Below are 19,396 nucleotides of genomic sequence, written 5' to 3' on the forward strand. Positions count from 1 at the left end.
TCGTCGCGGTTCGGGGCCCGCAAGGGAGCATCGTGGTCTTGCAGACGCCTACCAGGTGCGCTAGCCGATCTCAACACTCCGACACGAATCCGGCTGAACGACGAACGCCTTGTAACGTGGTCGCTGGAACAGCCTGCCGAGAACGCGGTGGCGCGGCCAACATCGACTGCACCGTGAAGGGGGCGGCCGTGAGCGACTCCCTGCACCGACCGCCGGCACACGCCGGTTCGATCACCGATCCATCGGTGATGTTCACCGAGCACACCGAAACGGTCGTCACCGGTGTCAGCCTGTCGAACGGGCGGTACAGCATCGGCGAGCAGCTCGGCTCCGGCGGGTCCGCCAACGTCTACCGGGCTCGCGACGAACTGCTCTCCCGTCCCGTCGCCGTCAAACTCTTCCGCGACGAGGCCGCGACCGCGAACGACCGGCTGCGCCAGGAGCGGGAGATCCGCCTCCTCGGCGAACTCCGTCACCCGGGCCTCGTCGAGCTCTACGACTCCGGCTCCGTCGTCCACCGCGGGGTCGAGCACCGGTTCCTCGTCATGGAGTACATCCCGGGTGCCACGCTCACGGACAAGCTGCAGGCCGGTCCGATGCTCCCTCGTGACGTCGCCGCGCTCGGTGCGCAGGTCGCCGACGCGCTGTCCTTCATCCACAACCGGTCGATCGTGCACCGCGACATCAAGCCCGACAACATGCTCTTCAGTGACATCGCCGCCTTCGGGCACGCGAACCTCGTCAAGCTCTCCGACTTCGGCATCGCCCACTTCGTCGGCGGGTCCCGGCTGACGAACACCGAGGCCATCTCGGGTACCGCGTCCTACCTGTCGCCCGAGCAGGCGCTCGGCGAGACGGTCAGCACCGAGACGGACATCTACTCGCTCGGGCTCGTGCTCCTGGAAGCGATCACCGGCCGCCGGGAGTTCGACGGCGGGGTCGTGGAGGCCGCGGTCGCGCGTCTGCACCGCGACCCGGTGATCCCGCCCGAACTCCCCGCCGCCTGGCACCCCCTGCTCCGGTCGATGACCGCCCGGAAGCCCGAGGACCGGCCCGCCGCCCACGAGGTCGCGTCGAGCCTGCGAGAGATCTGGTCGGCGTCGCGCGTCCGGCGGGTCCGCCGCGTCCGGGCCAGACTCGGACTCGTCGTCGACCAGGGCGTCGACCCGCGGATCGCCATGCTCCTCGCCGCCGCCACGGCCGCCGCGGGCCTCGCGATCGGCGTGGCCGTCGGCATCTTCGCGTTCTGATCGGCCCATTACCACGTTTCGTCCGGATCCGGGGAAGTCACCCGGCCGGTGTACCGTCTCAACAACGATCGATCCCTTCGAGTGAAAGGGCGCCATGACGCTCTCGACCCCCTATCCGCTCGGCGTCACCCTTCGGGGCGATGGTGCGAACGTCGCCATCTACTCGGAGACCGCCGACGCCGTCACCGTCTGCATCTTCCCCGAGGGTGGGGAGGAGCAGCAGACGCGCCTCGAGCAGCGAACCGGCCACGTGTTCCACGGACTGGTCGATGGCCTCGTCCCCGGGACCCGGTACGGCATCCGTGTCGACGGCCCATGGGACCCGGCGAACGGGCTCCGTCACAACCCGGCCAAGGTGCTCCTCGATCCGCATGCCACGGCGATCACCGGGCGCTACGACCTCGGCCAGGCGCAGTTCAGCCACCGGCTCGATGCACCGGAGACGATGGACGACAGCGACTCCGCCGGCCATGTCGCGCTCGGCGTGGTCACCGACCCGTCCTCGTTCGACTGGGACGCCGACGGCCAGGACGTCGCTCCGCGCATCCCGCTCGCCGAGACGATCGTGTACGAGGTCCACGTGAAGGGCTTCACCAAGCAGCTCGCCGAGGTGCCCGAGGAGATCCGCGGCACCTACGCCGGTCTCGCCCACCCGGCGGCCATCCGCTACCTCACCGACCTCGGTGTGACGGCGGTCGAACTCCTCCCCGTGCACCAGTTCGTGCAGGACAGCCACCTCGAGGAGAAGGGCCTCCGCAACTACTGGGGCTACAACTCCATCGGCTTCTTCGCTCCGCACGGCGAGTACGCGGCCTCGGGAGACGCCGGTGGGCAGGTCGACGAGTTCAAGGCCATGGTCAAGGCGATGCACGCGGCCGGCCTCGAGGTCATCCTCGACGTCGTCTACAACCACACGGCCGAGGGCAACCACATGGGCCCGACCCTGTCGTTCAAGGGCATCGACAACGCGTCCTACTACCGCCTCGTCGACGAGGACCGCGAGCACTACTTCGACACCACGGGCACCGGCAACAGCGTCAACGTCGGCCACCCCGCGGCTCTCGGGCTCATCATGGACTCCCTGCGCTACTGGGTGACCGAGATGCACGTCGACGGCTTCCGCTTCGACCTCGCGACGACGCTCACCCGCCAGGACGGTTCCGCCGAGATCCACAGCGCGTTCCTCTCGCTCATCGAGCAGGACCCGGTGCTCGCACCCATCAAGATGATCGCGGAGCCGTGGGACACCGCCGGCTACCAGGTCGGTGGCTTCCCCGCGAGCTGGTCGGAGTGGAACGGGAAGTTCCGCGACGACGTCCGCGACTTCTGGAACGGCGCCGACAGCGTGCTCGGCACCATGTCGCAGCGCGTCCTCGGCAGCCCGGACGTCTACGAGGCGTCCCGCCGCTCGCCGCTGTCCAGCGTCAACTTCGTCACCGCGCACGACGGCTTCACGCTCGCCGACCTCACGGCGTACTCGAGGAAGCACAACGCGGCGAACGGCGAGGACAACAACGACGGCGAGAGCGACAACCGCTCCAGCAACAACGGCGCGGAGGGCCCGACGGACGACCCCGCCGTGAACGCGCGCCGCGACCGCCAGCGTCGCAACTTCCTCGCGACGGTCCTGCTGTCGGCCGGTGTCCCGATGATCCTCGGCGGCGACGAGATCGCCCGCACCCAGGGCGGCAACAACAACGCGTACTGCCAGGACAACGAGGTGTCGTGGTTCGACTGGGAGCACGCCGACCACGACCTCCTCGGCTTCACGAAGCGCCTGATCGCCCTGCGCCTCGCCGAGCCGGCCCTGCGACCCGACTGGTTCCGCCAAGGGCCGGGTTCAAAGGCCGACGACCGGGTCTTCATCACCCGGTCCGACGACGAGCCCTTCGCCGACGAGGACTGGGACAACCCCGACGCCCGCTCGATCACCTTCGTGTTCCGTCACGCCGGATCGGCCTCGTTCGCTCTCCTGCTCAACGCGGCCGAGAACGGCGTGGAGTTCAACCTGCCGAAGGCTCCCGGCCTGCCGTGGACGCTCGTCGAGTCGAGTGACCCGGAGCAGATGCTCGCCGAGGGGTCGACGACGGTGATCGTGCAGGGTACCTCCTTCACCCTCCTGCGATCGGGGGTCGCATCATGACCGACGTGTCCGGCGATGGGCCACAGCGTTCAGCCGTGCCCGTATCGACCTACCGCCTCCAGCTGACCGCCGACTTCCGGCTGCAGGACGCCGCGGCGCTCGTCGACTACCTCCAGGCCCTCGGCGCCGACTGGGTCTACCTGTCGCCGATCCTCCGCGCGGAACCCGGATCCACCCACGGCTACGACGTCGTCGACCACACCGAAGTCGACCCGGAACGCGGGGGTGCCGACGGGCTCACGGCGCTCGCCGAAGCGGCCCATGCGGCGGGCCTCGGCGTCCTCATCGACACCGTCCCCAACCACATGGGCGTCGCGACGCCGATGGAGAACGCCTGGTGGTGGGACCTGCTCCAGCACGGTCGGGAGGCAGAGCACGCTGTCGCGTTCGACGTCGACTGGGAGGCCGGCGACGGTCGCATCCGGGTCCCGATCCTCGGCGACGACGAGGACGGCCGCAGTGCGCTCGACGACCTCAGTGGGGAGGACGGCGAACTGCGCTACTTCGACCACCGACTGCCCATCGCCCCCGGGACGGCCGACGACGACGCGAGCCCGCGCGAGGTGCACGACCGGCAGCACTACGAACTGGTGAACTGGCGTCGGGCGGACAGCGAGCTGAACTACCGACGGTTCTTCGCCGTCAACACGCTCGCCGCCATCCGTGTCGAGGACCCGGCGGTCTTCGACGGCTCGCACGTCGAGATCGGCCGCTGGTTCGACGACGGCCTCGCCGACGGGATCCGCGTGGACCACCCGGACGGGCTCCTCGACCCCGGTGCCTACCTCGAGCGACTGTCCGAGCGCATCGGTGGGGCACCCATCTGGGTGGAGAAGATCCTCGAGGGTGAAGAGGATCTGCCGGCCGAGTGGGCCACGCTCGGCACCACCGGCTACGACGCCCTGGGCGACGTCGATCGGGTGCTCGTCGACCCGACCGGTCTGCCGACGCTCGGTCAGCTCGCGGGGGTCGAGCTGACGCGCGACGCCTGGGACGACCTCGTGCACACCACCAAGCGGGGCATCGCCGATGGGATCCTCGGGTCCGAGGTCCGCCGCCTCGCGAGGCTCGTTCCCGAGGTACCGGACGCCGTCGACGCGCTCGCCGAGATCCTGACCGCGTTCCCCGTCTACCGTTCCTACCTGCCGCTCGGTGACGAGTACCTGGACGCCGCACTCGACGAGGCGGAGACCCGCCGCCCGGAGCTCGCCGACGCCTTCGCTGCGCTGGCGCCCCGCCTCCGCAGCGCGACCGATCCGCTCGCCGCGCGGTTCCAGCAGACCTCGGGCATGGTGATGGCGAAGGGCGTCGAGGACACCGCGTTCTACCGCTACACGGCGCTCACCTCGCTGACCGAGGTCGGCGGAGACCCAGCCGAGACCGACATCAGCGTCGCCGAGTTCCACCACCGACAGGCGCGGCGGCAGGCGGAGTGGCCGTCCTCGATGACGACACTCAGCACGCACGACACGAAGCGCAGTGAGGACGTCCGTGCCCGCATCGACGCGCTGAGTGAGGTCGCGGACCGGTGGGCGGAGCACGCCGTCGCCCTCCACACCTCGAACGGCTTCCCCGACCGGCAGCTCGAGCAGCTGGTCTGGCAGGCGGCCGTCGGTGCGTGGCCGATCGAGCGCGAGCGACTGCACGCCTACGTCGAGAAGGCCGCCCGTGAGGCCGGCGACTCGACCACCTGGACCGCACCGGACGAGACCTTCGAGGCCGCCCTGCATGCGGCGGTCGACGGACTGTACGACAGCCGTCGCGCGAACGCCGCGCTGCTCGACGCCGTCGCAGACGTCGAGGCGGCCGGATGGTCGAACAGTCTGGTCGCCAAGGCGATCCAGCTGACGATGCCGGGCGTGCCGGACGTGTACCAGGGCAGCGAGCTCTGGGATCGATCGCTCGTGGACCCCGACAACCGTCGCCCAGTCGACTACGCCGAGCGTCGCGCGGTGCTCGCCCGTCTCGACGACGGCTGGCTGCCGCCGGTCGACGCCGACGGAGCGGCGAAACTCCTCGTGACCAGTCGCCTGCTGCGCCTGCGACGGGAGCACCCGTCCCGGTTCGCCGAGTACACCCCCATCGGAGCTGACGGGCCGGCCGCCGACCACGTCGTCGCGTTCTCACGTGGTGGCGTGACCACGGTGGCGACCCGGCTCTCGCTCCGGCTCGCGGAGCACGGTGGCTGGAAGTCGACCACGGTCACGCTGCCGGAAGGCCGGCTCGTCGACGTGCTGACCGGCCGTGAGTTGCAGGGCGGCGAGGTCCGTCTCGCGGCGCTGCTGGAGCAGTATCCTGTCGCCGTCCTGACGCGGCCCGATGATGCAGCAGAGACCGCAGGCGAGGAGTGAGTACGATGACGACCAGCACCACGAGTCCGGCTGACGGGTTCCGCGTCTGGGCACCTGAGGCCCAGCGCGTCGACCTCGTCCTGGACGGCGAGCAGCACCCGATGGACCGCGACGTCTCCGACGGGTGGTGGATCGCGCTCGACGGTGCCGAGCCACGTGCGGCGGTCGTCGGCAGTGACTACCGCTACCTCGTCGACGGCGAGGGTCCGTTCGCCGATCCCCGCTCGCGTCGGCAGCCGGAGGGCGTCCACGGGCCGTCACGCGTCGTCGCGTCCGACCCCGTGCCGTGCGACGGGACCGGCTGGCGGGGTCGCTCGCTCATCGGTGCCGTGCTCTACGAGCTCCACATCGGCACCTTCACCGAGGCGGCCACCTTCGACGGGGCGATCGAACGCCTCGACGACCTGGTCGAGCTGGGCGTCGACGCCGTCGAGGTCCTGCCGGTCAACGCGTTCAACGGCGTCTGGAACTGGGGCTACGACGGCGTCTTCTGGTCGGCGGTCCACGAGGCCTACGGCGGACCGGACGGCTACCGTCGCTTCGTCGCCGCGTGTCACGAGCGCGGGCTCGCCGTCATCCAGGACGTCGTGTACAACCACCTCGGTCCCTCCGGCAACGTCCTGCCGCGCTTCGGTCCGTACCTCGCGGACGGCGCCGGCAACACCTGGGGCGACAGCCTCAACCTCGACGGGCCGGACTCCGACGAGGTGCGTCGGTACATCATCGACAGCGCACTGCTGTGGTTCGAGCAGTATGGCGTCGACGGCCTGCGCCTCGATGCGGTTCACGCCCTGCACGACACCCGTGCGATCCACCTCCTCGAGGAACTCGACGCCGCGGTCGATGCGCTCAGCGCCGACCTCGGCCGACCGTTCACGCTGATCGCCGAGTCGGATCTGAACGATCCGAAGCTCATCACGCCCCGGGGCCCCGGCGGTGCCGGCGGGTACGGTCTCGACGCGCAGTGGAGCGACGACTTCCACCACGCACTGCACGTGGCGCTCACCGGCGAGGTGTCCGGCTACTACGCCGACTTCGCGCCGCTCGGCGCGCTCGGCAAGGTCATGGAGGAGGGGTTCTTCCACAACGGCACCTGGTCGAGCTTCCGCAAGCGCCACCACGGCCGCCGCATCGACCTCGAACGGACGCCGAGTTGGCGGCTCGTCGTCTCCGACCAGAACCACGACCAGATCGGGAACCGGGCGACCGGTGACCGGCTGGCCGCGACGCTCGACGACGGCCAGCTCGCCATCGCCGCCGCCGTCACGCTGCTCGGACCGTTCACCCCGATGCTGTTCATGGGGGAGGAGTGGGCTGCCTCGACGCCCTGGCAGTTCTTCACCTCGCACCCGGAACCCGAGCTCGGTGAGGCGACCGCGAAGGGCCGGATCGCCGAGTTCGCGCGGATGGGGTGGAACGAGGACGACGTGCCGGATCCGCAGGATCCCGAGACCTACCGCCGGTCGGTGCTCGACTGGTCGGAGCGATCCGGTGGACGGCACGCGACGCTGCTGACCTGGTACCGACGGGTGATCGAGCTGCGACGGACGGTCCCGGCGTTCACCGATCCGGCCTTCGCCGACACGACGGCGATCGTCGACGAGGCGACCGGATCGTTCGTCCTGCGTCGAGGCTCGGCGACCCTGGCGGTCAACTTCGGGACGGAGCCGGTCGAGCTCGCACTGCGGGTCGGCGAACTCCTCGACAACTTCGGTGAGGTCGTCACGACGGACGGATCACTCCGGCTCGGTCCCCACGCGGTCGCGATCCTCCACCATTGACCTGCTGCCCTGCCCTTGGGCCAGCGCGGTGCGCTGACGCGAGCGCGGGTCTACGGCGTGAGCGCGCCCCTCCGGAGGGGCGCGCTCACGCGCACGCCCCGCGGCGGGGCCGCTTCCGGCGCGCTCGCGTCAGTGCGCCGCGCCGGCGCCGAAACGCCCGCGGTCACGTCGGCGCACCGCGCTGGCACACCGGCCCGCGGAGTGACTCAGGCGACCGGCAGGGTCGACGGCGTCGTGAACCAGACCGTGGTGTCGCCGTGGATGGTGCTGCCGTCGAAGGGTCCGCTCGCGACGAGCACGGCCGAGTCCGCGAGGGACGAGGGCACGGCGATGTCGTCGGCACCGGTGTTCGCGACGACCGTGACCGCGCCGTTGGTCAGCGCGAGGATGGTGTCGGGTGCCCCTTCGATCCAGGCGATCGAGCCGAGTCCCAGCGCATGCTCCCGGCGCAGGCGGAGCAGCGTACGGTACAGCTCCAGCGTCGAACCGGGGATGCCGGCCTGTGCGTCGCGCGAGTAGTCGTTCCAGTCGTCGGGCTGCGGCAGCCAGGATGCACCGGTCGTGTTGAAGCCGTATGCGGGGTGCCCGGCCTCCCACGGGATCGGCACGCGGCAACCGTCGCGGCCATACCGCTCGTGGTTCGTGCGGAACCACGTCGGGTCCTGTCGGGCGTCATCCGGCAGGTCGATGACCTCGGGGAGCCCGAGCTCCTCGCCCTGGTAGAGGTACGCTCCGCCGGGCAGGCTCAGCATGAGGGCGGTCGCCGCCCTGGCCCGCTGCAGCCCGAGTGCCCGATCCGGCTGGCCGGGGGTGTTCGGACCGACGCCGTAGCCCTGGGGGTTCTCCTCCGTGAGCGCGAGACGGGACGCGTGCCGGACGACGTCGTGGTTGGACAGCACCCAGGTGCTCGGAGCGCCGACCTGCGCGAACGCCCGCAGCGACTCGCCGATGACCGCCTTGAGGTCCGCGGCGTTCCACGGGGTCTCGAGGTACGGGAAGTTGAACGCCTGCTGCATCTCGTCGGGGCGCACCCAGAGGGCCATCTTGTCGAGCGGGTCGACCCAGGCCTCGGCGCAGAGCACGCGGTCGCCGTCGTACGTCGCGAGGAGCTCGTGCCAGTCGCGGTAGATCTCGTGCACGCCGTCCTGGCCCCAGTACGGCGCGGTCTCCGGCCACGAGGCGGGCCCCGTGCTGATGCCGGGTTCGAGTGCGACGCCCGCCGAGGCGCCACCCATGCTGCCGCCCTCGGCCGGTGGGGTGTAGTCGGGCAGTCCGTCGGCCTTGATCATGCCGTGCGCCACGTCCACACGGAACCCGTCGACGCCGCGGTCGAGCCAGAACCGGAGGATGTCGCGGAACTGCTCGCGGACCCACGGGTTCGTCCAGTCGAAGTCGGGCTGCGAGGAGTCGAAGATGTGCAGGTACCACTGGCCAGGCGTGCCGTCGGCCTCGGTGACGCGCGTCCAGGCCGGGCCGCCGAAGACGGACTCCCAGTTGTTGGGGGCGATCTCGCCGTGCTCGCCCTTGCCGTCGCGGAACATGTACCGGGCGCGCTCCGCCGAGCCCGGCCCGGCCGCAAGGGCCTCCTGGAACCAGCGGTGGGCGCTCGAGGAGTGGTTGGGGACGAGGTCGACGATGACGCGGATGCCGGCGGCGTGCGCAGCGGCGGTCATCGCGTCGAAGTCGGCGAGCGTCCCGAAGATGGGGTCGACGTCGCAGTAGTCGGCGACGTCGTAGCCGGCGTCCTTCTGCGGGCTCGTCATGAAGGGGGACAGCCAGATGGCGTCGACGCCGAGCTCCTGCAGCGCGCCGAGGCGGGAGGTGATCCCGGGCAGGTCGCCGAGGCCGTCGCCGTTCGCGTCCGCGAAGGATCGCGGGTAGATCTGGTAGATGACGGCGGAGCGCCACCACTCCGAACCGGGGGTGGAGCCTCCTGCGGGGGAGGCGTGCTGAGCTGCGGTCGCCGACGTGGTCGGGAGGGCGGAGTCCATGTCGCTACCCTAGGCCATTTGTGGAGCCTGTCGCCGCTCGTGGACTGGCCGGCGCGCTGTCGCCAGGGCGGGCGCGCGGGTGTCGATTCGGACCGGATTCCCGGCCACCGACCCGCCCGCCCTGCTTAGAGTGGGGACATGACGACGGAATCGGACGGCTCGGCCCGCAGCACGGCGAAGCGCGTCGCCGCGCAGGCGGGAGGCATCGCCGGATCAGCGGCCCGGACGACGCGTGGCATCATCCGTCGGAATCCGACCGCGAACCGCGTGTATCGGGCAGGTGTCGGAGTCGTCGGCGGTGGCACCGTGGCCCTCGGCGTGGCCCTGATCCCGCTTCCCGGACCGGGCGCTCTCATCGCCGTCGGCGGGCTCGCCGTCCTCGCCTCGGAGTTCGAGGGAGCGAAGCAGGCCAGCACGAAGGCGAACGCCGCCGCCAAGAAGGGTGTCGCCGTCGCGAAGGACCTTCGGGCGAAGCGCCAGGCCAACCAGGCTGCGAAGGCTGCCCGGGAGCACTGAACCTGCGGCGCACGGCGCCGACCGACGCGCGGGTACGGTGGACCGGTGGGAACATCGGCGAAGGGGAGTGGTGCCCGCCGGCCCGCACGACGCAAGGCGGCTGCGCCCGCACGACGCACGGCCGGCGCAGTCCGCTCGACCCGGAAGCCGCGCCCCCGACCGGCCGGCGCGCGCAACGGCTCCCGGCGACCGACCGCAGCCACACGCCGGAACCGTCGATCGGGCGTCCGCGTCGGATGGCTCGCCGCCGGCGGTGCGGTCGCGATCGTCGGCCTCGCCGTCGTGATCGCCGCCGTCTTCTGGGGGCCGGAACTCGTCAATCGAGCTGAAGCGCGGGACTCGATCCTCGGAACCGCGCCCCACGCAGCCGTCGAGGGCCCCGGCATCCCGGCAGCGGGCTCGGCCGGAACAGCGCCGACGGCCGTCACCGACCGGGTGGACCGTGCTTGGTCGGCGGCCACGGCGCTCCGCCTCGGCATCCCCGAGCGGGCGATGGTCGCCTACGCCGGTGCGGCGCTCGCCGTCGCGGAGACGCAGCCGGGCTGCGGGATCGCCTGGAACACGCTGGCCGCGCTCGGCAGTGTCGAGTCCGGCCACGGCACGATCTTCGGCGGGGCGCTCGACGACGCCGGTCGGGCCGTTCCGCCCATCGTCGGCCCGGCGCTCACCGGCACCGAGTTCGATGCCGTGACCGACACGGACCGCGGTGCCTTCGACGGCGATGCCAGATGGGATCGCGCGGTGGGCCCGATGCAGTTCATCCCGTCCACCTGGCAGCGGTGGGGAGCGGACGGGAACGGCGACGGTGTCGCGGACCCGCAGCAGATCGACGACGCGGCGCTCGCCGCAGCGCACTACTTGTGTCACGGTGGCCGGGACCTCCGTATCGAGACCGATTGGATCGCGGCGATCGGCTCGTACAACGGGGCCGCGTCGTACTTGCAGAAGGTCGTCCACGCCGCGGACACCTTCGCCGCGAACTGATCCCGATCCGGTGTACGAAGCACCCCTCGCGGGATGCTAGTCTCTACTGGTGCCATTTCCGCGTGAGCGGTTTGGTTCGCGCTCCGATAGCTCAGTGGTAGAGCACTTCCTTGGTAAGGAAGAGGTCGCGGGTTCAAGTCCCGCTCGGGGCTCGTTCTCTCCGTCACTGCTCTCGCCGGCATACGGAGAGACGTGGCAGGGTAGCTCAGTTGGTGAGAGCGCACGACTCATAATCGTGAGGTCGAGAGTTCGAATCTCTCTCCTGCTACCAAATTAGCGTTACTCGAACAAATGACCTGAAGATAAAGGTTCAGCTGTTCAACAGGATGAGCACTGGAGATTTCTCCGGTGCTTTTCTGTTGTGCCGAGGCGATCGCTGAGTCGCGCACGACCGCGAGGAGCGGTTGGAGCTCGACAGCAACCGCTGCTTGGTGCCCGTCGTCGTCAACCCAGATTCGCCTGAAGAACGCGGTGAGCAGCTGTCGCTTTATGGAGTCCGAGGCGCCAACGTACAGCGCCTCAGGGCGCTCGAGGAGATCGAGGTACGCCAGTACCGTGTCCGTGCGCGTCCGCAGTTCCTCGTCGGTGGAGCCGAGCTGGTCGCGGATCCGGTTCTTTCGGATCTGAACCTCCTTCAGCCGCTCACGTAGCTTGCCCGTGGCGAGCGAACCATCAGCCGCGAGATCGACCAGGCGTTCCTCCTGGCTTTCGACCTGTTTCAGTTCTTTGCGCAGCCGCTTGAGTTGTTCTGCCTTGGACGAGAGCACCTGCTCCAGCGCCGCGAGGACCTCGGTTCTCGCGATGGACAGGGTCTCAGGCGAGAGCGTCAGCGCAGCGAACTGCTTGCCGACCGCGCGCTCCACCTCGCGGGTGGGCAAGTACGGCAGGTCGCAGTCGTTCTCCTGTCGCCCCCGGCAGAAGTAGTACTCGTAGATCTGGCTGGCTTGATCGGTCCGTTTGACCGCCTCCGTGTAGATAAGTCGGTGGGATCTGCCGGCGTCGCGGCAGTGGCCACAGTGCATGAGCCCACGGAGGAAGTGGTTGTGCGTGATATCCCGCTGAGCCGGGTGCATTCGGTTGTCGATGATGCGTTGAACACGTTCGAAGAGCTCCGTGTCCACGATGGGCTGGTGTCGGCCCGGGTAGAGCTGCCCCTTGAACGTCACCATTCCTAGGTAGTACGGATCCCTTAAGATCAGACTCAGCTGGCTCCGCGAGATGGGGCGCTCAGGTCGTTTCATTGACCGGCGGCTGGTGAGCCCCTGTTCAGTCAGGAACTCCAGAAGCTGCACGACGCTGTAGTCGCCCGTCGCGTACTGCTCGAAGGCGAGCTTGATGAGCGGGGCGCGAACGGGGTCGACGTCGATGGCGTTGACGAGCTGACCTTCGAAGTCCCGCCGCACGTTCAGGTATCCGAGCTTCGCTCGACCGACGGTGCCACCGTTCTTTGCCTTGTGCAGCAGCTTGTTCCTGATGTCCTCCCCGCTCTGGCGTACCTGAACCTCGTTCATGATGTCGGTGATGGCTTCCATAGCGTCGGCCATGTATCCCTCGCCGAACTCCTCCTTTGCGGAGATGAGCTTGACGCCCATATTCGACAGGATGCGCTTGGTGATGGCCGCGTCGGTCTGGTTCCGGAAGATACGTGAGCGCATGTAGATGACCACGTAGCGCACCTCGGGGTGCTCCTCCACGTACGACAGCAACTCTCTGAAGACTGACCGCTTGGCGATCGACTGCGCAGAGCTGCCGGGTTCGACAAACTCCTTGAGGATTGGTGCCTTCAACCGGGCGCAGCGTTTGACGCAGACGTCGCGTTGGGTGGCGATGGAGTTGCCGTCGGCGTCGATGTCGCGCGCGGTGTACATCTGGCGCTGGGTGGAGACACGGAGGTAGAGGACGGCGTTGTTGTCGGTGGTGTTGTCCTCGTTTGCGATGAGGGGGACGGTGCCATCGAGACCGAGGAGCTGTTCCCAGCCAGCGAATGAAGCCCTGCGGGGCGGTCCTCCGCGTGTGTCATTTGGTGATGTAGTCATGAAGTATGTCCTCCTTTCAGCCCGCGGTTTGCGGGCGTACCCCCTGTATTGATGCTCACTTCAGGCGTTAAGTCGAGATGTCTGGCGATGCGGAATTGTCATCGTTCGCCCCGCGGTCGGCGCGCGACGGGGGTCGTGGCTACTTGTGGAAGGCGTGGGTCCAGCCGTCGAGTTGGACGAGCGAGTACACGTCGTGCAGGTGGGCGATCAGGGCGTCCCGATTCCAGATGAGGTAGTTATCGGGGATGCCCTGGGCCTTCTTCAATTCGGTGACTTCCCTGCTCCAGCCGAGCGCATCGAGGCTGTCCTCGATGAGGTGGTCGATGTCCTCCCACGCCTGCGCGTAGCTGCGCTCGAACTGCTGGATGACGGTTGGGTCTTCCGCGGCGGTGTCGGGGAGGGCGAGAAAGGCGGCGAAGCCCGCGCCGCGGTCGAGGAACCCCTGAACGATGCGGAGCTCCACGTCCGGGTCATGCGCGCGCTTGGGCGCAGTTTCCACCGTCCGCCGCGCGTCTGGACCAGGACGGAGGTAGGGGGGTCTGGTCCGGGTTCATGGATTTCTTCAGGGTTCATGAGAGAGCTCCTTGTCGATCGGTTTGGGGCAGTTCGTCCGCGAGGGCAGCGACGATCACGTCCGCCAGCGAGTCGTGGATGGTGGCCACGAACACGTGCGTCGGGAGGCCTTTGTCGGCACGGAGAGCGGCCTGGAGGCGCTCCACACGCCGTTCTGTGGGCAGAACCCAGAGCACGCGGGGGAAGACGCCGCGTTCGGCCTGAGCGCGCCCAGAACGGCGGTATGCGTCGTAGGCCCGGCACTTGGCGAGCAGTACCGGAATGGACTCCGTTCCGCGGTCGATTTCGACGTACCAGTGATCGTCGAATTGCTCGGTGCTGACCGTGACGAAGAGGTCCGGTTTCAAGATCTCTGTTTGACCTGCGGCACCGAGGTGCTGTCGCCAGGCCTCCGTCTCGACTTCGATTGCACTCACCTGGAAGCCGTGGTCGTTGCTGGCTTCGAGGAGTGTGAGGTGGGCGTCGACGATGGCGAGCGTGTGGTCGAGGAACTGGATAGAGGGCGTGTGATGGCGGTGCCGGAGGTCATCGGCGTCGGCTCGGAGGATGCGGGAGCCGGCAGCGTCGAGGTGCCAGATGAACGATGCGGAGCCGTGCTTGATGCCGCCGACGCGACGCTCGAGCCGGTTGATGAGGCGCAGGCCGAGGAGCCGGTCGAGGGTGCGGACGGTGGCCCGGGCGGCTGCTGTCGGGGTGGCGTGGTCCGTGAAGAACGCGCGCCGGATGTGGATGGTCGTCGCGAAGTGGTGACGGTTGATAAATTGAAGGATGTTCCAGTCCCGAGCGCTGAGGCGGCTCTTTAGTTCTTGTAGGTGGCTCGCACTGGCGCGTTTCTGCGTATCAGACATGGGTCGCTCCGATGGGGTGGAAGAGACGGCATGTTCGCGAGGTGGGCGTGGAGAGGTGTCCCGCCGATGGCGGGATAGTCGCGTCCCTTACGAGGGAGAGATGGGCGGATTGGCGGGTGTTGCGGGGGTTTGTCATCGTCGTCACTGGACGGGCGACCGGTCGGGTGACCAGACGGTGTGTGCTGACGTCTGTTCTCTGGTGGATGGTCGTCATGGGGCGGCCTTTCGGACGCGACCAACCGGTTCGTCGCCCTCCACCTCGAGCGATTCGAGTACGACTGCGGGTGCGGCCGGCCTAGCGGCATCTGAAAGGTCATCCGGCTGATCGAGCTGCCCATATCTGGCTTGGCTCTCGGCGAGAATCAGGTCGGGATTGGACAGGGCGGCGGGTGGCGGCAGGGTGCGGACGGAGAACCAGCCGGTCTGCGTGCCGTTGTTCAGGACGTCGACGTAGGCCTCGAAGGGGCCGAGCTTGATGATGTCCTGCGGCTCGAGACGTGAGTGGCGAGCGACGACTTGGGCGTCGATCGGGTCGGCGGCGAACTGGATCTTGTTGCGGGTGTTCGCGCTGATGCCGGCGAGCAGGTTGGTAGGCATCTGGCCGCGATGTTGGTGGGCCAGGTGCCAGGCGGCACCCATGGAGCGGGACTGTTCGAGGGCCTCGCCGAGGTCGGTGTCGAGGTGAAGGAACGTTTGGGCCTCGTCGAGGAAGATCGACACCGGCGTTCGCTTCCCTTTCGGCACGGCTGCGCGACCGAGGATCAGGTGCCAGAGCTGACTGACGACGAGCGAGCCGAGAAGGGCTGCGGCTTGCGGTCCGACGAGGCCCTTGTTGAGCGTGACGATGAAGATGCGCGGCTTCGCGAACAGGTCGCCGAGCGCGAATCGCGGTGCGGCCTGATCGAGGACGGCCCGGACGCCGGGTCGGAGGAGGAACTGCCGGAGCCTGGTCAGGATCGGGCCGATGGTCGCCGCCTGGTTCGCGGGCTTCATGGCGTTGTACTGCGCCCAGAACCCGGCCAGCGTGGCGTCGTCGATGTCTGCTGTGAACTCACGGCGGAAGCGCTCATCGGTCAGAAGCCGCGGCAGGTCCGCGAGGGTCGAGCCATCGCGGCGAGCCAGGGTCAGAAGCGAGGCGTGGATGGCATCGGAGGTACGCGGTCCGAAGGCCGACGGGAAGAGGTTCTTGAAGATCGTCAGGATGCTGTCGGCAACTAACGGTCCCTGGTCCCCGACTTCGGCCAGCGGGTTGAGGCCGACCGGGTTCGGGAGGGTCGGGTCGAGGACGACGACGTCCCCGGCGCGCTGATCTTGTGCTTGAGCGGTCAACGTTCGACGTCGAGATACAACTCGCCACCCTGCCGGGCGAGTGGATCACCGTCGACGGCCGCGCGAGAACATGGGACGAGGCGTCCCTGCAGTCCCTGCAGCTCATGTGGGTCTGGGGCGAGATCCGCGCCGCGAGAGTCCGCTCCGTCTAGACGCACGAAGGCCCCCACTAGCCAGTGGGGGCCTCTTCCTTTGGTAGCTGCCAGCGGTAGTAAACGCCATCTGGCGGTTGATTGTATTCCTCGGCGGCTGCCCAAGCCCGGCGCCTCAGCTATCGATAGGCTGAGGTGAGGACATCAGAGGAGCGCAATGGGATTCGAGTCGGCTAAGCATGTCGAGCAAGTTCTGCGCGAGATCCACGCACGTGAATACCTGCTCCCCGCAATTCAGCGCGAGTTCGTGTGGAACACCGACGACATCGTCAAACTGTTTGACAGCCTGCTGCGTGGCTACCCCGTGGGCTCGTTCTTGTTCTGGAAAGTCGACGCGGTGACCGCGAAAGACTATGTCTTCTACAATTTCCTCACCAACTTTCACGAGCGCGACGACCCTTACGCCGTCCGCGCGACCGTTCCTGCGGGTTCGGGCACGACTGCTGTGCTCGATGGACAGCAGCGATTGACGGCGCTGAACATCGGCCTTTACGGTAGCCATGCCACCCGTCGACGATATGGTCGCTCTTCCAACGCGCAGGCGTACCCGAAGAAGCGGCTGTACCTGAACCTCGTCGACGCTCCGCCGGACGACGAGGTTGGCCTTAAATACGACCTGAGGTTCCTGACCGACGACGAAGCCCGCCCCACTCCTATTGGACATGAGACAGATCCGCCGGATCGGTGGTTCCCTGTTGGAGACGTGTTCGCGCTGACCGAGGACCCCGTCGCTTACATTGATGTCGTATCGGATCGAGCGATCCCCGACATTCGTGAGGGAGCGAGACGTCTGAGCGCTCTCTATACGGCCGTTCGGAAGACTCCGTCGATGAACTACTACCTGATCGGTGAGAAGGAACGCACCCCCGACGAGGTGCTCGAGATCTTTATCCGGGTCAACCAGGGCGGCGAGAAGCTCACCAACTCGGACCTGCTGCTCTCGATGGCTACCAACCAGTGGTCGACGGAACCCGGCGCCCGTGAGGAGGTGCGAAACCTCACGGCCGAGCTGAACACGCGTGGCTTCAACTTCGACAAGGACTTTGTCCTGAAGACGGCACTCACTCTCGTGGGAGCAGACGTGCGTTTCAAAGTCGAGACCATCACGCACCAGAACATCACGAAAGTGGAGAACGGCTGGTCGCGGGTCTCGACAACGCTCCTGCGAACAGTCGATCTGCTCCGTCTGTCGGGCTTCTCTCGCGAGTCGCTCACTGCGAATAACGCGGCCATCCCGATCGCGTATTACCTCCACCAGCGAGGCGCCTCGGATTCGTTCCTCGAATCGACTGCTAAGGCAGACGAGCGCGCCGTCATCATCCGCTGGCTCACGCGCACGCTGCTCAAGCAGGGCGTGTGGGGTTCAGGACCCGACACGCTACTCACCCGACTCCGCGCCACGATCGACCGAGAACTTCCTAACCCTGGTTTTCCAACCGCAGCGCTTGACGCCGAGTTCGCAAGCCTGGGGAAGGCGCTCACCTTCGACAACGCAGAGATTGACGGCTTATTGGAGCTCTCCTACGGCGCCAGGGGCACCTTCGCGACGTTAGCCATCCTGTACCCAGGGTTGGACTTCTCCAAGGAGTTTCACGAGGACCACATCTGGCCCAAGTCGCTCTTCACCAGGCGGCGCCTCGAGGATGCGGGCGTGCCGCCAGATCAGGTTGAGCATTTCCTGGACCGCGTCAACGCGCTTCCGAATCTGCAACTCCTCGAAGGCCGTGTGAACCAGGAGAAGCTGGCGAAGCTCCCCGCGGCCTGGATCGAGACACATCCGGAGGTACGGCGAGAGCCGTACCTCCGCGAGAACGACCTGGACGGTATAGACCTTGGCCTCACGAACTTCCTCGTGGGTTTCGAGGCACGTCGTGCTCGAATGCGCGCTCGACTGGTACACGCGCTCGGCGTGAACGCGATCCCGAGCGTTAAGGCAACGTAGCACCAGCGCCTACCGAACAGCGTGGCGCGACTTGTTCGCCCATCGTTCGATACAATTGGCGGCCATACTCTTCGTGGCGTTGCAGCACTCGACGCCCGCAAGAAGTGTGCGAATTACCGCTGGCACTTCCGCCCAACCCTGATCAGCCGGCATGACCGGGCATACCTGGGGCTCTTCCCAACGCGATCACCACGGAGCCGAGAGCGGCGCAACTAGGCAACCACTTCGTGAGTACGAGAAGCCCAAGAAACCGCTAGATCACGAATCGTCGCACTGAGGTGCGCCACGAACGCGTTCCATGTCGCCTGAGTCTGCACGTTATGACGGGATGGGAACGGCACAGTGCTGAGCCAAAGCGGGTAGCCCTGGTCTCTCATGCGTGCGAGCTCGAATTGCTTTGCCTCTTGTCCCGCCCTCCCCGGATACAGAATCACAGCGAGGTCCGACGGGCGTCCGCCTAACGTTGCCAGATGGCTATACGCGAAGAGCTGGTACCCGTCTTGCGAACTTGGAGCGTTGCTCAGATGAAGTTTGTACTTGGCGTCTGCCAGAACAAGTTGGCGCCCCGCGCGGAACATGAAGTCGGGGAACCGTTCAGTGATTGGGTCACTCGCGTCGTCCGGGTCTGTCGCGACGCCCCACGGCGCGGGCACGCTCACGCGTTCGTCGGGCGCGGCATCGCGACTCACAGCGAGCACGGGAAAGCTGCCCTGGAGCGCCATCTCCAGGCACTGCTCCCAGAACTTCTCCATCCGGACGTGAACGGCAAAAGCGTCCGACGACGACTCCGCGTCGTCAGGGGCAATGCCATGTTCACGCAGCACCGGCAGCGCAGCATCAATTGCGGGTTGCCAATCACGGTCAAGCGGCCCAAGCCAAAGCCGTTCTGCCTGGAGAATCGCCTGCTCACGCTCGATCATCGTCACCGACGACAAGTGGTGAAGGAGTTGCGCGGCTCGGCCGGGAACGGACGGACGTAGCTTCACGATCCGTCGAGGCAGTCGATCGCTGGCTACCGCACGAAGCGCTGAAGCGACCACTCGCAGAAGAGGCGTGTCCAGCGTGAGTTCGTCGAACGTCGACTCGACCCACGGAACCCCCGTCGTCATCGAGCCGAGCAAGCTCTTCTCGCTCAGGCGGCCTCGAGGCATCGTGAGGGTCTCAGTGTGTTCCGTGTAACGCGGGCGAGCCCGAAATAGCAGCTTCTCGACTACCGTTAGCAGGCGCTCCTGCATTAATAACCGAAGTAGGGAGGGAGCCAATGCGCCTTCGAAAACTGTCCGGCTGTCATCGATGCTCCCCTTCTCGGCGAGCAGCATAAGGTCTATGAGATCGTGAAACGGATCACCAGCTGTGCTCTCGACAGGCACGAGCTTTGATGGCCGACCAGCCATTGCAAGTAGATCTGACTGGTCAGAAGCGAGCGTCGTGACACTAGAGGCTATCGCCCCACACACCGCCGCATCAGCGTGAAGGAGAGCGAACTCCGTCTCGTACATT

14 protein-coding genes, 2 tRNA genes and 1 pseudogene are annotated in these 19,396 nt (G+C 67.3%); 11 read left to right on the forward strand and 6 right to left on the reverse strand.

Annotated features, from left to right (window positions below):
* The first annotated feature begins 188 nt into the window (after window positions 1-188).
* From HOW07_RS12365 to treZ, 4 genes are all read left to right on the forward strand, one after another.
* Window positions 189-1,250, forward strand: a complete 1,062-nt coding sequence (locus HOW07_RS12365) for a serine/threonine-protein kinase (RefSeq protein WP_175117308.1) — start codon at window positions 189-191, stop codon at window positions 1,248-1,250.
* A gap of 94 nt (window positions 1,251-1,344) precedes the next feature.
* On the forward strand, window positions 1,345-3,393 hold the full coding sequence (gene glgX, locus HOW07_RS12370) for a glycogen debranching protein GlgX (RefSeq protein ID WP_175117310.1): 2,049 nt from the start codon (window positions 1,345-1,347) through the stop codon (window positions 3,391-3,393).
* Window positions 3,390-5,744, forward strand: a complete 2,355-nt coding sequence (treY, locus tag HOW07_RS12375) for a malto-oligosyltrehalose synthase (RefSeq protein ID WP_175117312.1) — start codon at window positions 3,390-3,392, stop codon at window positions 5,742-5,744. Before glgX ends, treY begins: the two co-directional genes overlap by 4 nt.
* Before the next feature lie 5 nt (window positions 5,745-5,749).
* Window positions 5,750-7,525, forward strand: coding sequence for a malto-oligosyltrehalose trehalohydrolase (gene treZ, locus HOW07_RS12380; RefSeq protein ID WP_175117314.1), 1,776 nt, complete (start codon window positions 5,750-5,752; stop codon window positions 7,523-7,525).
* A 206-nt stretch (window positions 7,526-7,731) separates the two neighbouring features.
* On the opposite strand, the gene HOW07_RS12385 is transcribed toward treZ, so the two are convergent.
* Entirely contained in the window at window positions 7,732-9,516 is a 1,785-nt protein-coding gene (locus tag HOW07_RS12385) for a glycoside hydrolase family 13 protein (RefSeq protein WP_064294575.1), read from the reverse strand.
* Window positions 9,517-9,654: 138 nt separating this feature from the next.
* Between HOW07_RS12385 and HOW07_RS12390 the strand changes: the two genes are divergently transcribed.
* The 5 genes from HOW07_RS12390 (at window position 9,655) to HOW07_RS19490 (ending at window position 11,666) form a co-directional block, all read left to right on the forward strand.
* Window positions 9,655-10,032 (forward strand): PGPGW domain-containing protein, encoded by a 378-nt coding sequence (locus HOW07_RS12390; protein ID WP_175117316.1) that lies wholly within the window; start codon window positions 9,655-9,657, stop codon window positions 10,030-10,032.
* Window positions 10,033-10,077: 45 nt separating this feature from the next.
* Complete coding sequence (locus HOW07_RS19845) at window positions 10,078-11,016, forward strand: lytic transglycosylase domain-containing protein (RefSeq protein WP_371743670.1); 939 nt, start codon at window positions 10,078-10,080, stop codon at window positions 11,014-11,016.
* Window positions 11,017-11,096: 80 nt separating this feature from the next.
* Window positions 11,097-11,168, forward strand: a tRNA-Thr gene (locus HOW07_RS12400).
* A 42-nt stretch (window positions 11,169-11,210) separates the two neighbouring features.
* Window positions 11,211-11,287, forward strand: a tRNA-Met gene (locus tag HOW07_RS12405).
* 133 nt (window positions 11,288-11,420) lie between these two features.
* Window positions 11,421-11,666: a hypothetical protein gene (locus tag HOW07_RS19490; protein WP_254628339.1), complete on the forward strand. Its 246-nt coding sequence runs from the start codon at window positions 11,421-11,423 to the stop codon at window positions 11,664-11,666.
* 204 nt (window positions 11,667-11,870) lie between these two features.
* Here the strand turns inward: HOW07_RS19490 and HOW07_RS19850 are convergent.
* The 4 genes and pseudogenes from HOW07_RS19850 to HOW07_RS12430 form a co-directional block, all read right to left on the reverse strand.
* A pseudogene (locus HOW07_RS19850) lies at window positions 11,871-13,052 on the reverse strand (recombinase family protein); the annotation flags it as partial.
* 139 nt (window positions 13,053-13,191) lie between these two features.
* On the reverse strand, window positions 13,192-13,515 hold the full coding sequence (locus HOW07_RS12420) for a hypothetical protein (RefSeq protein ID WP_175117318.1): 324 nt from the start codon (window positions 13,513-13,515) through the stop codon (window positions 13,192-13,194).
* 106 nt (window positions 13,516-13,621) lie between these two features.
* Window positions 13,622-14,473 carry a replication-relaxation family protein gene (locus tag HOW07_RS12425; RefSeq protein ID WP_175117320.1) on the reverse strand — a complete coding sequence of 284 codons (852 nt, stop codon included), beginning with the start codon at window positions 14,471-14,473 and terminating at the stop codon, window positions 13,622-13,624.
* 210 nt (window positions 14,474-14,683) lie between these two features.
* Window positions 14,684-15,802 carry a type IV secretory system conjugative DNA transfer family protein gene (locus tag HOW07_RS12430; RefSeq protein WP_175117321.1) on the reverse strand — a complete coding sequence of 373 codons (1,119 nt, stop codon included), beginning with the start codon at window positions 15,800-15,802 and terminating at the stop codon, window positions 14,684-14,686.
* Here HOW07_RS12430 and HOW07_RS12435 point away from each other — a divergent pair.
* Window positions 15,787-15,954, forward strand: coding sequence for a hypothetical protein (locus tag HOW07_RS12435; RefSeq protein ID WP_175117322.1), 168 nt, complete (start codon window positions 15,787-15,789; stop codon window positions 15,952-15,954). The genes HOW07_RS12430 and HOW07_RS12435 overlap by 16 nt on opposite strands.
* Window positions 15,955-16,111: 157 nt before the next feature.
* Window positions 16,112-17,896, forward strand: coding sequence for a DUF262 domain-containing protein (locus HOW07_RS12440; protein WP_175117323.1), 1,785 nt, complete (start codon window positions 16,112-16,114; stop codon window positions 17,894-17,896).
* 212 nt (window positions 17,897-18,108) lie between these two features.
* On the opposite strand, the gene HOW07_RS12445 is transcribed toward HOW07_RS12440, so the two are convergent.
* Window positions 18,109-19,215, reverse strand: a complete 1,107-nt coding sequence (locus tag HOW07_RS12445; RefSeq protein WP_175117324.1) for a hypothetical protein — start codon at window positions 19,213-19,215, stop codon at window positions 18,109-18,111.
* Window positions 19,216-19,396 lie beyond the last annotated feature (181 nt).

Source organism: Plantibacter sp. MCCC 1A11337 (genome assembly GCF_013349365.1).
GTDB lineage: Bacteria > Actinomycetota > Actinomycetes > Actinomycetales > Microbacteriaceae > Plantibacter > Plantibacter flavus_A.